Raw genomic sequence first — 12,730 nt, 5'->3', positions numbered from 1 at the left:
GCAGTGTTCTCAAGAACTGAGCTGTGCCAGATAGTCCCACGGGTAAATCCCGCGTTGATGGCCGTCGCTGAACACCAGTTGCACGCCGTAGCCCTGCGGGTTGATCTCAATCAGGCGAACACGCTCATCCACCAGCGGCGTCACACCTTTCAGGCGAAACGCGCGGCACTGCGAGCACGGGCACTGGCGGCGCAGTTCGGCGTGATTGAACAGCGATTCACGGCCGTCCGGCCAGCTCAGACGCAGTGTCCGTTCGCTTTGCGAGTTGCTCACCGACAGCGGATTCATTGCAGCTGACTCAAGGCAATCCGCACCGCTTTACGCACTTCCGGGTCACCGTCATCCTGCGCCGCCTGCAACGCCGCCACCGCACCGCGATCATTCAACTCACCGAGGGCCAGCGCGGCTTCCTTGCGCAGGTTGCTGATGCGATGGCCGAGGGTCTCAATCAAGGCGTCCAGCGCTGCAGCGAAGCGCAAACGCCCGAGGCTGCGGGTGGCGCGCAGGCGCACTTGCCAGTAGTCATCGCCAAGGGCTGCGATCAATGCCGGGCCGGCGTCGCTGTGGCCGACTTTGCCCAGGGTTGTCGCCGCTTCTTCGCGCACTTGCCAGGCAGCGTCCTGCAGTGCCTGACGCAGGGCCGGCAGAACTTCGGCGCAGGAGGCCAATCCCAAAGCCCCGGTGGCGGCGCGGCGCACTTCGGTGTCCGGGTCGGCACTGGCTAGACGCGCCAGAGCCGGCAATGCGTCGAGCTGTTTGAGCCAACCGAGCACGCCGACAGCTTCGCGGCGTACGTTGGCATCGGCATCATCAAGTGCCGCGACAGCAGCAGGCGCCGCAGCGGCGAAACGCAGTTCGCGCAAGGCGCGGAACGCGGCGATCCGCACACTGACTTGCGCATGATCGGTCCACGGCAGAATCACCCGGCCGGCGGCTTCAGATTTAAGCAGACTCAGACTTTGTGCGGCGGCGGCCTGCACGGCTGGAGACGGATCGGTCAGCGCCTGGCACAGCGCAGCCACCACCGGTTCGTCTTCCCACGCTTCCAGCAGCCGCGCGGCTTCGGCGCGGACGTCTTCAGCCGGATCATCGGTCAGCCTTTCGACCAGCCACAGCAGGCCGTCCGGTTCTTCCAGATCTGCCAGTTCAATCAGGGCAATGCGCCGCACACCGGCATCGTCAGCGGTCAGACGCGGTTGCAGGGCGAGGATGTTGTCGTTATCGGTCACAGCAAAAAATGAGGTCATAGGGCAAATCGCGGCAAGGGGTTTTCGGGCGGCAGGCCGAGCGGATTGAGGCGCGGCAGCGGTCGGTCGTTGTCGTGGCGCAGCAGGTCGAGACAATGGCGCTTGAGGCAGGAGAATTCGGTGCTGGTGACCAGCTCAGAGGTACGCGGACGCGGGAAGTCCAGGCGCAGGTCTTCGATGATTCGCCCCGGACGTGCGCTCATCACCAACAGTCGATCGGCGAGGAACAGCGCCTCATCGATGTCGTGAGTGACAAACACCACGGTGGTGCGAATCTGTGTCCAGATATCCAGCAGCAGCTCTTGCATGTTCAGGCGGGTCAAGGCATCCAGCGCGCCGAACGGCTCGTCCATCAGCAGCAGCCGTGGACGGTTGACCAGCACCCGGGCGATTTCCACCCGTTGCTGCATACCGCCGGAGAGCTGATCGGGCCAGCGCTCGGCGAAGCCGTCGAGGCCCACCAGTTTGAGCATTTCATCGGCAGCGCGATGGCGCTCGGTTTTGCCGATGCCGCGCATTTTCAGGCCAAAAGCGACGTTGTCACGCACGGTGCGCCACGGAAACAGCGTGTGATGCTGGAACACCATGCCGCGCTGCGGCGACGGCCCGGACACCTCGCTGCCATCGACTTTAAGGCCGCCAGAGTGGGCGTGCAGGTGCCCGGCCAGTGCACCGAGCAAGGTGGATTTGCCGCAACCGGACGGGCCGAGAATGCACACGAACTGGCCCGGTTCGATCTGGCAGTCCAGACCGTGCACGGCTTCAAAAGCGTGTTGGCCTTCGCCGAGCACGATCGACAACTGGCGAATATCGATTCGCCCTTCCGGGGTTTGCATCGCGCTCATCAGGCTTTTCCTCGTGGTCGGTGCCAAGGCGTGAACAGCCCGCCCAGACGCTTGATCAGCAGACTGCTGCCCATGCCCAGCACACCGATCAGCAGCATGCCGACGACGATGTCGGCGTAGTTCTGGATGGTGTAGGACTCCCAGGTGTAGTAGCCGATACCGAACTGGCCGGAGATCATCTCCGCCGTCACCAGGCAGAACCACGAGGTGCCCATGCCGATCGCAAGGCCGGTGATGATGCTCGGTGCAGCGCCGGGCAAAACCACTTCAAGCAGGATCGCCCGGCGCCCTGCCCCGAGGCTTTTTGCCGAAGCGATCAACCGCCGGTCGACGCCTTCGACGCCGTGCACGGTGTTGAGCAGGATCGGGAACAACGCGCCAGTGAAGGTGATGAACACCATCGACAGCTCCGATGACGGAAACATCAGGATCGCCAACGGAATCCACGCCACCGCCGGGATCGGGCGCAGCACTTCCAGCGGTGGCAGCAGCAAGTCTTCAGCCCATTTCGAGCGGCCGATGGCCAGACCCAGAGCGATGCCGATGAAAAGTGCCGCGAGGTAACCGGCGAACACGCGGCTGAGGCTGGCGCTCAGGTGCTGCAGCAGCTTGCCGGAATCGCCCAGGCCCAGCGCCGCTTCGATCACCGCCAATGGGGTGGGCACGTTGGCGAAAGTGACCAGACCGAGATTCCAGTGGTGGCTGGCGGCGAGTTGCCAGAACAGCAGGCAGAGCAGCAAAGACGCGGCCCTTGGAGCCCAGCGTAAATAGGATCGGTGCACAATTCTTCCTCTCAACCAAGATCCCCTGCAGGAGCTGCCGAAGGCTGCGATCTTTTGACTTTGATTCTAAAAAGCAAGATCAAAAGATCGCAGCCTTCGGCAGCTCCTACAGAGAGGCGCGGTGTTCTTAGGGTTAGCGGCTGGCTACGGCTTGGGTTGTGGCATCGGTAAAGTCGAAAACCTTGCCGCCCTGCGCCGCCGCATATTGCTGCGCTTGGCCCTTGAGCAGGAACGCACTCAGGCGGCCCTTGGCATCACTGGCAAACCACGCCTGATCGGCGAGCAACTTGATCCCGCTGTCACTGGCCTGGGCATACACCGCGCGGATGTTTTTGCCTTCCTGTTTCAATGCGGCCAGCGCAGTGAAAGCGGATTCGGCGGAGGTGTACTGGCGTACTTTGTCTTCGCCGCGCACCCAGATTTCGGCGACGTGGCTAAAGTCCTTGATGGCTTTGCCAGTCGCCGCATCCACGGCTTTCAACGGAATCTGCGCGTAGTTGGCGAGTTGCGCGGTGTAGTCCAGGTTCGACGCCTTGAAGGCGGCGCGGATGTACTGATCGTCAATGAAGGTGTTGAGGTCGAGGCCGCGATCGGCCTTTTTCAACAGTTTCAGGGTGTCGATCGCCGTGCCCACCGCCTGGCGGTATTCCGGCTTCCAGCTCAGATCGCGGGTCTGCACGCCCAGCGGGCCGTGGAACAGGTAGTTGACCTCGGCATCGACGCCGGTGACCTTGGCGATCAGCTCGCTGTACTTCTCAGGCTCAGCAGCCAGCAACTGATTGGCCTCGATGCTCGCCCGCAGGTAGGCGACGACGATTTCCGGGTATTTTTTCGCGTAAGCCTGATCGACCAGCGCGCCGTGGAACGTCGGCGCATTGGCCTGGGCGCCGTCGTAGATTTTGCGGGCGAAACCACGGCTGGGGAACAGTTCGGCGAACGGCACGAAGTCGGCGTGGGCGTCGATCTTGCCGGCCTGCAACGCGGAGCCGGCGACTTCCGGTGGCTGGGCGATGATGTTCACGTCCTTGAGCGGATCCCAGCCCTGCTCCGCCACCGCGCGCAGCAACATACCGTGGGCGGTCGACGCGAATGGCACGGAGATGGTCTTGCCCTTGAGTTCGCTCAGCGCCTGCACCCCAGAGGCACTCGGCACCACGATGCCGTTGCCGCTGCCCTTGATGCTGCCCGACAGGACGCTGATGAACAGGCTGTGCTTGCCGGCGGTTTCGAACGCCACCCCGTTGAACGCCCCGGGGAAATCGGCCATGGCGCCGAAATCGAGTTTGCCGGCGACCATCTCGTTGGTCAGCGGCGCACCGCTGGTGAAGTTTTTCCACTGCACATCGTATTTCGCGTCTTTGTAGGCGCCGTCGTGCGGCAGGTATTTGTCGAGCAGACCGAGTTCACGAATCAACAGCCCGCCAGCGGCGCAGTTGATGGTGGTGTCCTGAGTACCGATGGCAATGCGGATGGTCTCGGCCGAGGCCGACAGGGTGAATGAGGCCAGTACCAGACCGGCGAGTGCTGCACGCAACATGGTGTGTTTCCCCTCGAATCATTTATAGGATGTTCGTCTCCGCCGCGATCAGGGCGCGGTGGGAAACGAGGGGTTTCGGTTATTCCAGCGTCCGGGGTATGCCGGATGGCTTTTGTGTTGTCCAGGCGGGCCTCATCGCTGGCAAGCCAGCTCCCACAGATTTCTCTGTGATTGCAAAGTCCGTGTCTCACTACAAATCCCTGTGGGAGCTGGCTTGCCAGCGATGGCGTCCGCCCAGTCACCGCAGGAGATAGGGGATTTCGACTTTCACCGCGCCAGTCGGGCAATCCTTCTCACACGGCATGCAGTACCAGCATTCATCGAACGCCATGTAGGCCTTTTGCGTGGCCGGGTTGATCGCCAGCAGGTCCATCGGACAGACGTCGACGCACACGGTGCAGCCCTTGTCGGCGATGCATTTGTCCTCGTCCACGGTGACCGGGGCGTTGGAGCGGAAGAAGATTTCCTGGGCTTGATAGGCCATGGTTCGGACTCTCTCTGGTGATGCATCAAGCGGCAAAAGCGCCCACTCGCAAGCGGTCGTAAGCCTGCATGTCTTCGGCGTCGAGCGCGATGATGTAAGGCTCGACGGGTTTCTTGAAACTGGTCATGCGCCCGTCCTCGCCCTTTTTCAGGTGGCAGTGGCAGAACCATTCACTGTCATTGCGTTGCGGATGATCGACGCGATAGTGGTACAGGCCCCAGCGACTCTCGGCGCGGAACAGTGAGGCGCGCGCGGCCATTTCGGCGCAGTCGCGGATCACGCTGGTTTCCATGGCGCGCATCAATTCGTGGGCGTTGTTGGCCTTCATCTGCTCAAGGTCGCGTTCGATGTCGCTGAAGCGCTGCAAGCCGATCTGCATTTTTTTGGTCACTTTCGGCGGTTGCAGGTAGTCGTTGACGAAGCGTCGCAGCTTGTACTCGACCTGCGCCGGTGGCAGACCGTGCTCACGATCCAGCGGCGCGTAGACCCGGGCTTTCTCTGTTTCGATCTGCGCGGCATCCAGCGCCGAGAACTCGCGCCCGGCGACAAAATCCGCCGCGTTGTGCCCGGCAAACCAGCCGTAGGTGAACGCGCCGAGCATGTAGTTGTGCGGCACGGCGGCCATGTCACCGGCCGAGTACAAACCTTTGACCGAGGTCTCGGCGCGCTCGTTGACCCACACCCCGGACGCCGAATGGCCGCTGCAAAAACCAATCTCGGAGATGTGCATCTCGACCATCTGCGTGCGGTAATCGGTGCCGCGATTGGCGTGGAACTGACCACGACTCGGGCGCTCGTTACTGTGCAGGATCTCTTCGATGTTCTGGATGGTTTCCTCGGCCAGGTGATCGAGTTTGAGGAACACCGGGCCGTTGCCGCTTTCCAGTTCCTGGTGGAACTCCCACATCATCTGCCCGCTCCAGTAGTCGCACTCGATGAAGCGTTCGCCCTTGTTGTTGGCGGTGTAACCACCGAGCGGGCCGGTGACGTAGGCGCAGGCCGGGCCGTTGTAATCCTTGATCAACGGGTTGATCTGGAAGCATTCCAGGTTCGCCAGCTCGGCCCCGGCGTGATACGCCATCGCGTAGCCGTCGCCGGCATTGGTCGGGTTTTCGTAGGTACCCATCAGGTAACCCGAGGACGGCAATCCCAAGCGACCGGCCGCGCCACAGGCGAGAATCACCGCTTTGGCCTTGATCACATGGAAGTCGGCAGTTCGGCAGTCAAAACCCATCACCCCGTTGACCGCGCCCTCCTCGTCGGTCAGCAAACGGGTGCAAACGAGGCGATTGGTGATGCTCACCCGCGCCCGTTTCAACTGGCGGTAAAGGACTTTTTTGATGTCGTGCCCTTCCGGCATCGGCAGCACGTAGGCGCCCATGTGGTGGACTTTTTTCACCGCGTAATCGCCGGTCTCGTCCTTCTCGAACTTCACGCCCCAGCGATCCAGTTGCTCGATGGTCTCGAAGCTATGAGTGGCATAGGCGTACACCGCCGCCTGATTGACGATGCCGTCGTTGGCGATGGTGATTTCCTTGGTGTACTGCTCCGGCGTCGAGTGGCCGGGGATGATCGCGTTGTTCAGGCCGTCCATGCCCATGCTGATCGCGCCGCTGCGTTTGACGTTGGCCTTGTCCACCAGCAGCACGCGCAAATCACGGTTCTTCTCTTTGGCCTTGATCGCCGCCATCGGCCCGGCAGTGCCGCCGCCGATCACGACGATGTCGTATTCCTGTTCCAAGGTCTTGCGGGTCATGTCACGCCCCTTTTTGCCGGTCGATCCGCAGGCGGTACTGGAATGCATCGCCACGGTAGTAAAGGTGTTCGAAGTCCAGCGGCTGGCCGTTGGCGTCGTGGGTCAGACGTTCGATGCGCATGATCGGCGAGCCGGCCTCGACGTTCAGCGCCTGGGTCAAATCGCTGTCGGCCAGCACCGCGTCAATCGCCAGATCAGCGTGGCCGAGGGCGATGCCGCAGTCGTTTTCCAGAATCAGGAAGATGTCGCGAGTCACCAGATCGGCCTTCTCCAGCCGATCGCCAATCGCTTTGGGCAGGTAGGTGATTTCCAGCGAGATCGGCTCGCGGTTGATCAGGCGCACGCGTTTGATCTGCGCCACGGTCTCGCCTTCGGCCACCTGCAAGCGATCGGCGACACGTTTGTCAGCGGGGATGAATTTGAAGCTGCGCAGGCGGTTGATCACCTCGTAGCCGCGCCCGGTCATGGACTCGGCGAGGCCTTGCAGGCTGCTGACGTTCTGAAAGGTTTTCGGCTTGGCGACGAACGTGCCTTTGCCGTGGATCTTGAAGATCAGCCCTTCTTTCTGCAGATCGCCAAGTGCCTGACGCACGGTGATGCGGCTGACTTTGAACAGCGCGCCGAGCTCGCTTTCGGAAGGCATTTGGCTGTCTTGCGGATATTCGCCGTCAAGAATGCGGGCGCGCAGCACGTCGCGCAGTTGCGTGTGCAGCGGGACACTTGCCAGGGACAGTACGTTATCGGTCATCACGGGATCACTTGTTATAACGAGTTATGACGTGATCTTAGAGACGTTATGACAAGCTTGAGAAATATTGTTTGGGCATAACCTTAGAGCTGGAGCAGTTCCTGAGGGCTCCCGTCTCCTGTGGCGAGGGAGCTCGCTCCCGCTCGGCTGCGCAGCAGTCGTAAACCCGGCTGAGGTGATTTACCTGGAATACCTCGTTGCCAGTATTTGAGGCCGCTGCGCGACCCAGCGGGAGCAAGCTCCCTCGCCACAGGGTTGGTTTTAAGACGTAAATCAATAACGTTTGAGGATCTGGTCCATCACCCAATCGGTTTTGAGGGCGTGTTCGGCGACTGCCGGATGCTGCGAATCACCACGGATATGCGCATTCATGCCCAGCACGTGATGCCACTGAATGTGCTCGTGATGGGGGATTTCCAGGCTGATCTGCTCATCGGCGAATAGCTGCACCGGATGTTCGTCAAACACGGAGAATGCGATGCGCCTCTGACTGCCGATTATTTCCACCCGGTCCTCGCGCCGATCCGCGACAAAACTCCAACAGCCCATGCCCAATGCTCCGGAGGCGAAGCGCCAACTGGCACTGACCGCGTCTTCCGCCGCATACAACCCGGCTTGCCGGGCGGTGAAACCGGCGACTTCAACGATGTCGCCGAGCAGGTACTGGAACAGGTCAAAACCATGGCTGGCCAGATCGGCAAAGTAACCGCCACCGGCGACGCTCGGGTCGGTTCGCCAATTGGCGCTGCCATCCAGATCCGCCGCCGAGGGGGCTTTGGTCAGCGTCCAGCTCAGGTGTCGTACCTCACCGATGCGGCCCTGCGCCAGCCATTGCCGCACTTGAGCAAAACGCGGCAGCGAACGGCGGTAGTAGGAAACGAACAGGTGCAGACCGGCGTCGGCAAACGTCTGCTGCATGTCGCGGCTTTGCCCGGCGTTGAGCGCCATCGGTTTCTCGACGCAGCAATGCTTGCCGGCGGCAGCGACTTTGAGGCTGTAGGCGTGGTGGCTGTCGGGTGGCGTGGCGATGTACACCGCGTCCACTTCGGGGTCGTTGATCAGCGCATCGACATCGGTGTAGACCCGGGCGATGCCATGACGTGCGGCGTAATCGCTCACCGCTTCAAGGCGCCGGCCCATCACCGCCACCAGCGCCGAACCGGGCGCCTTGTAAAAGGCCGGCCCGCTCTTGCGTTCAGTGACGCTGCCGCAACCGATCATGCCCCAACGCACCACGTCCATGCTCAACTCCCTTTGTTTGAAACACTCAGCCGATGCGCAGCGCGCGCAGATCGAGGTGGCCGTCCTTGATGGGCGGGCACCAGTAATAGCCGCCGGTAATCGGTCGGCTGATGCGGTACAGACCATCAGCGATACCGTCTTCCAGACCGCTCATGCGCCGCAGTTGCGCCTCGAAGGCGTCCAGCGAGAACCCGAAGGCGAGGAACATCAGACCGGCCCGGTCACCTTCAATCCATGGCATCGAACGGCGCACGACGAATGCTTCGGGGGCGAAGCTTTCCTGGGCGGTGCGTTTGACGTGGGCAGAGACTGGCGCATCGTCGATCTCCTCGTTGTCGCTCAGGCGACGGCCCATGATGTTGTCCTTGTCTTCGCCGGACAATTGATGAAAACCCTTGAGGTCGTGCTGCCACTGCTGGATCGCGGCGAAGCTGCCGCCGACCAGACCTTCTGCGCCCTCGCCCAACAAGGCTGCAGCGATGGCGGCTTCGTCGTGCGGGTTTTCGGTGCCGTCTTCGTAGCCGGTCAGGTCATGGCCGTCCTTGTGGCGGAAGGCTTCCTGCATGTCGACCAGGCGCAGCGCCGGGGCCAGTGCGGCCTCAACGGCGTTGCAGCGGTTGAGCAGTTCGCCACGGTCGTCACCGTGCAGCCAGACCCACAGCGCGTGCTGGGTCGAGGGGTTTTCCACGCCGACGCCGGTCATGGCCGGGAAGCTGCGCAGACCATCAATCTGTACGTTCAGCGCCTTGGTCAGGGATTCACCGAAACCGACCACCGCCGACTTGCCGTCCACCAGGCTCAGCAGGTTGTCGATCGCCTGCGGCAGTGCTTCAACCGACGCCAGGGCGAAAAACAGGTGGCGCGCTTGTGCAGGAACGGGGGTGGCGAGAATGCCCGGCTGGTAGTAACTCATGTGAACTCCTTGGGAAAGTGCGCGGGAGTTTACCTGTAGCTGAAGGGCTTGTGGGGTTGAAATACTGATGAGTGGCGCACGGAAGCCTGTGGCGAGGGAGCTTGCTCCCGCTCGGGGGCGAAGCACCCGCAAACCCCGCCGGCATGGTGTGTCTGGAGAAATGGCGTGGCAGGTTTTGGGTCTGCTGCGCAGCCCAGCGGGAGCAAGCTCCCTCGCCACAGGGGACCGATGTCTAAGCGGTGCTTGCATCCTGGCGCCACGCACTCGGGCTCATCCCGGTCCAGCGCTTGAACGCCCGACGGAAGCTGCGCACGTCGCTATAGCCGACTTCTTCGGTGATGCGTTCAATCGGCATGTCCGGATTCGCCAGCAGACTCAGGGTCCGCGCCTGCCGCACCTGTTCCAGCAGCGCCTCGAAGGTCAGCGCATGCTCGGTGAGGCGCCGACGCAAGGTGCGGCTGCTCATGTTCAGGTCGCCGGCGATTTTTTCGATGTGACTGCCCCGGCTCAGGTCCCGGGCAATCGCCCGTTCCACGGCTTGAATCAAATCGAGTTTCTGGTGCACCTGAGCCGCTTCCAGCTCCAGCAATGCAACCGCCTGGCGCAGCGCCAGCGAATGATGATTGGGCAAGTTGACGTCCAGCCACTGAACATCGATCAGCATGCGATTGTGCAGACAACCGAAGCGCACATCGGGCCCGAGCAAGCGGTGGTATTCGCTCAGGTAATCCGGCGCGGCGTGCACAAACTCCACGGCAATCGGCTTGAATTCACTGCCGGCCAAGGCCCGGCCATACACCAGCAGGCTGGCGAAAAACTCTTCGACGGCAAACACCTGAACGTCGGCGAACGGCAAGCGGCACTCGGCGTCGAGGTGCACCTGATCACCCACCACATCGACGCTGGACACCACGATCCCGCCGGAGGTGTGTTGGTGGCGGATACCGAGGGCAAAGGCATCGCGCAAGGTCTTGCACAGCGACAGCACATGCCCGAGCAAGCCCAGCGTACCCAGCACATTCTGCGCGCCGACCCACAGCCCCAAACCCTGATTGGGCAACACTTTGAGCGCCCGTTGAATCATCGCTACGGCCTGGCGATAGGAAATCCGTTGCGCCGGATCCTGCAGATCATCGAGGGTGAAGCCCAGGCCACGGCACAGGCTTTCGGGGTCGATGCCTTTGTTGTGCACGACTTCGGCGAGGGTTTGCAGGAGAAACGGCGAGACCAGCGCCAATTCGAAAGTGGGGTCTTGGACTTTTACGTTCATGGGAGCTGACATTCCGGATCACGCTTGATTGTTATTTTTGTAACCGGTTATGTCGAAGGAAGTTAGCACAGGGTTGGCCGACTGTCCGCAGAAGTCCCCCTAACTGTCCGCCAATACCCTGCCCCGTCGGGCCTCTAGCGCTTATTTCTATGGTGCCGGACGTTCCGCGTACCGGCGCCACGTCCCACCACAATAATAATGAGGACAGCCATGAGCCCGAACCGCGCCACTTTCCCCTTGCGTCTGGCACTGACTTTGCTCGGTTGCACCGCGTCCCTGTCGGCCCTGGCCACCGAAGCCGGCGTCGACAACATCGGCCCCGGCACCGACGGGTTCTTCATGCTGCCGCTGGAGGTCGACAGCCTTCCGGAGAACATGGTTGCGTTCAACCTTTACTACAACCATTACAAGTCGACGAAGCTCAACATCAGATCGTTGGGCGGCAAGGTGCCGAATGTCGACATCGAATCCACGGCGGTCATTCCGCGCATCGATTACCTGAGCCCGGTACGCGTGTTCGGCGGACGCCTGGCCGGCTACATCGCCCAGCCCTGGTTGAAGCAGGAAGTGTCGGTATTCGGTCTCAGCGATACCCGCGAAGGCATGGGCGACACCACGATTGCACCGATCATCCTGTGGGACATGGGCAAGAACCTGACCCTCGGCGCCGCCCTGGAAATCACGGTGCCCACCGGTGAATACAGCGTCGATCGGCTGGCCAATACCAGCAACAATTTCTACACCTACAAGCCGCTGTTCTCGTTCACCTGGCTGCCGACCGACAAGACCGAGGTGTCACTCAAGACCACCTACAGCTTCAACGAAAAGAACAAGGACACCGACTACAAGTCCGGACAGATTTTCCACTTCGATTATTCGGCCAGTTACAAGATCACTGACGATGTGATGTTCGGTATCAACGGCTACTACCTCAAGCAGACCACCGACGACAAACAGTACGGCCATACCGTGCAGTTCGCCGGGCAGGATGTGGACGACGGCGTGCGCGGCAAGGTCTTCGCGATTGGCCCGGCGTTGCATTTCACCTTTCTCAAATACGCCAGCGCGGAGATTCGCTGGGCCAAGGAGTTTGACGTGGAGAACCGGCCGGAAGGCGACATGCTCTGGGCCAAGGTCAGCATCCCCTATGCCTTCTGACCTCGACCTGCAGGAGCTGCCGCAGGCTGCGATCTTTTGACGTTGGTTTTCACAAGCCAGATCAAAAGATCGCAGCCTGCGGCAGCTCCTACACAGACGGCGGTGTTGTGGAGGAATCCGATGACAACGTGCGTCGATTTTCCCTTATGGGCAAGGGAAACGTCTGACATCTTTCCCGCCAGCGCTTGGGGATACTTGGCACTTCGTCTTGCCAGTGACGACAGCGAGCCACATCCCCCTTAGACTGCTTCACATTGATCATGGAGGTCACTATGAGCGCCGAACTTTCCCTTATCGTTTCAGACTTCGAAACCCCAGAGCAGGCCGCCAGCTATGATCGCTGGTTCAGGGCACAGGTACAGGCCTCGATGGATGATCCGCGGCCCAACATCCCCCACGAGCAGGTGATGGCCGAGATGCGCGCCCTCATCGAATCGAAACTCAACAAAAACAGTGCGGGTTGACTGGCGACCTGAAGCTCGCACTCAACTCTGGCAAACCCTGAACTACATCGCTGACCGTAACGCCGTTGCGGCCAGTCAACTGAACGCCGCCATCGAAGCGGCTACCTCCGCCCTCCCACTTCACCCCTACCTTTATCGCTTCGGCAAGGTCGCCGGCACCCGGGAAATCGTTGTCCATCCCAACTATGTCGTGGTTTATCGGGTGACCGAGCGGATCGAAATCCTAAACGTATTGCATGCTCGACAAGGGTATCCCTGAACCTTCCCACCTACACAAAAAAAGG

At 61.3% G+C, this 12,730-nt stretch carries 14 protein-coding genes; 3 read left to right on the top strand and 11 right to left on the bottom strand.

Translation table 11 applies throughout. The features are described 5' to 3' along the window. Nucleotides 1-9: 9 nt before the first annotated feature. The 11 genes from B1722_RS01395 to B1722_RS01345 form a co-directional block, all read right to left on the bottom strand. Nucleotides 10-288: a DUF971 domain-containing protein gene (locus B1722_RS01395; RefSeq protein WP_086790984.1), complete on the bottom strand. Its 279-nt coding sequence runs from the start codon at nucleotides 286-288 to the stop codon at nucleotides 10-12. Next, nucleotides 285-1,247 (bottom strand): HEAT repeat domain-containing protein, encoded by a 963-nt coding sequence (locus B1722_RS01390; RefSeq protein ID WP_086790983.1) that lies wholly within the window; start codon nucleotides 1,245-1,247, stop codon nucleotides 285-287. The genes B1722_RS01395 and B1722_RS01390 overlap by 4 nt, the downstream gene beginning before the upstream one ends. After that, complete coding sequence (locus B1722_RS01385; protein ID WP_086790982.1) at nucleotides 1,244-2,092, bottom strand: ABC transporter ATP-binding protein; 849 nt, start codon at nucleotides 2,090-2,092, stop codon at nucleotides 1,244-1,246. The genes B1722_RS01390 and B1722_RS01385 overlap by 4 nt, the downstream gene beginning before the upstream one ends. Further along, nucleotides 2,092-2,874, bottom strand: a complete 783-nt coding sequence (locus tag B1722_RS01380) for an ABC transporter permease (protein ID WP_086790981.1) — start codon at nucleotides 2,872-2,874, stop codon at nucleotides 2,092-2,094. Before B1722_RS01380 ends, B1722_RS01385 begins: the two co-directional genes overlap by 1 nt. A gap of 133 nt (nucleotides 2,875-3,007) precedes the next feature. Beyond that, nucleotides 3,008-4,411, bottom strand: a complete 1,404-nt coding sequence (locus tag B1722_RS01375) for an ABC transporter substrate-binding protein (RefSeq protein WP_086790980.1) — start codon at nucleotides 4,409-4,411, stop codon at nucleotides 3,008-3,010. Nucleotides 4,412-4,649: 238 nt separating this feature from the next. After that, nucleotides 4,650-4,895, bottom strand: a complete 246-nt coding sequence (locus tag B1722_RS01370; protein ID WP_041062341.1) for a ferredoxin family protein — start codon at nucleotides 4,893-4,895, stop codon at nucleotides 4,650-4,652. 25 nt (nucleotides 4,896-4,920) lie between these two features. Beyond that, nucleotides 4,921-6,651: a fumarate reductase/succinate dehydrogenase flavoprotein subunit gene (locus tag B1722_RS01365; RefSeq protein WP_086790979.1), complete on the bottom strand. Its 1,731-nt coding sequence runs from the start codon at nucleotides 6,649-6,651 to the stop codon at nucleotides 4,921-4,923. A 1-nt stretch (nucleotide 6,652) separates the two neighbouring features. After that, on the bottom strand, nucleotides 6,653-7,399 hold the full coding sequence (locus tag B1722_RS01360) for a GntR family transcriptional regulator (RefSeq protein ID WP_086790978.1): 747 nt from the start codon (nucleotides 7,397-7,399) through the stop codon (nucleotides 6,653-6,655). A 273-nt stretch (nucleotides 7,400-7,672) separates the two neighbouring features. Beyond that, nucleotides 7,673-8,641, bottom strand: coding sequence for a Gfo/Idh/MocA family protein (locus tag B1722_RS01355; RefSeq protein WP_086790977.1), 969 nt, complete (start codon nucleotides 8,639-8,641; stop codon nucleotides 7,673-7,675). A 25-nt stretch (nucleotides 8,642-8,666) separates the two neighbouring features. Further along, nucleotides 8,667-9,554, bottom strand: coding sequence for a Dyp-type peroxidase (locus B1722_RS01350; RefSeq protein WP_086790976.1), 888 nt, complete (start codon nucleotides 9,552-9,554; stop codon nucleotides 8,667-8,669). A 232-nt stretch (nucleotides 9,555-9,786) separates the two neighbouring features. After that, nucleotides 9,787-10,824: an AraC family transcriptional regulator gene (locus B1722_RS01345; RefSeq protein ID WP_086790975.1), complete on the bottom strand. Its 1,038-nt coding sequence runs from the start codon at nucleotides 10,822-10,824 to the stop codon at nucleotides 9,787-9,789. A 210-nt stretch (nucleotides 10,825-11,034) separates the two neighbouring features. Between B1722_RS01345 and B1722_RS01340 the strand changes: the two genes are divergently transcribed. The 3 genes from B1722_RS01340 to B1722_RS01330 all read left to right on the top strand — a co-directional run bounded on the left by B1722_RS01340 (nucleotide 11,035) and on the right by B1722_RS01330 (nucleotide 12,705). After that, complete coding sequence (locus B1722_RS01340) at nucleotides 11,035-11,982, top strand: transporter (protein WP_086790974.1); 948 nt, start codon at nucleotides 11,035-11,037, stop codon at nucleotides 11,980-11,982. 272 nt (nucleotides 11,983-12,254) lie between these two features. After that, nucleotides 12,255-12,446 carry a hypothetical protein gene (locus B1722_RS01335; RefSeq protein ID WP_003225628.1) on the top strand — a complete coding sequence of 64 codons (192 nt, stop codon included), beginning with the start codon at nucleotides 12,255-12,257 and terminating at the stop codon, nucleotides 12,444-12,446. Beyond that, on the top strand, nucleotides 12,436-12,705 hold the full coding sequence (locus tag B1722_RS01330; protein WP_084234091.1) for a type II toxin-antitoxin system RelE/ParE family toxin: 270 nt from the start codon (nucleotides 12,436-12,438) through the stop codon (nucleotides 12,703-12,705). The genes B1722_RS01335 and B1722_RS01330 overlap by 11 nt, the downstream gene beginning before the upstream one ends. Nucleotides 12,706-12,730 lie beyond the last annotated feature (25 nt).

Origin of the sequence: Pseudomonas sp. SCPG-7 (assembly GCF_002156405.1) — a bacterium.
GTDB classification, from domain to species: Bacteria; Pseudomonadota; Gammaproteobacteria; order Pseudomonadales; family Pseudomonadaceae; genus Aquipseudomonas; species Aquipseudomonas parakoreensis.
Note: the sequence above shows the minus strand (reverse complement) of the source record. Positions and strands in the feature narration are given on the sequence as shown.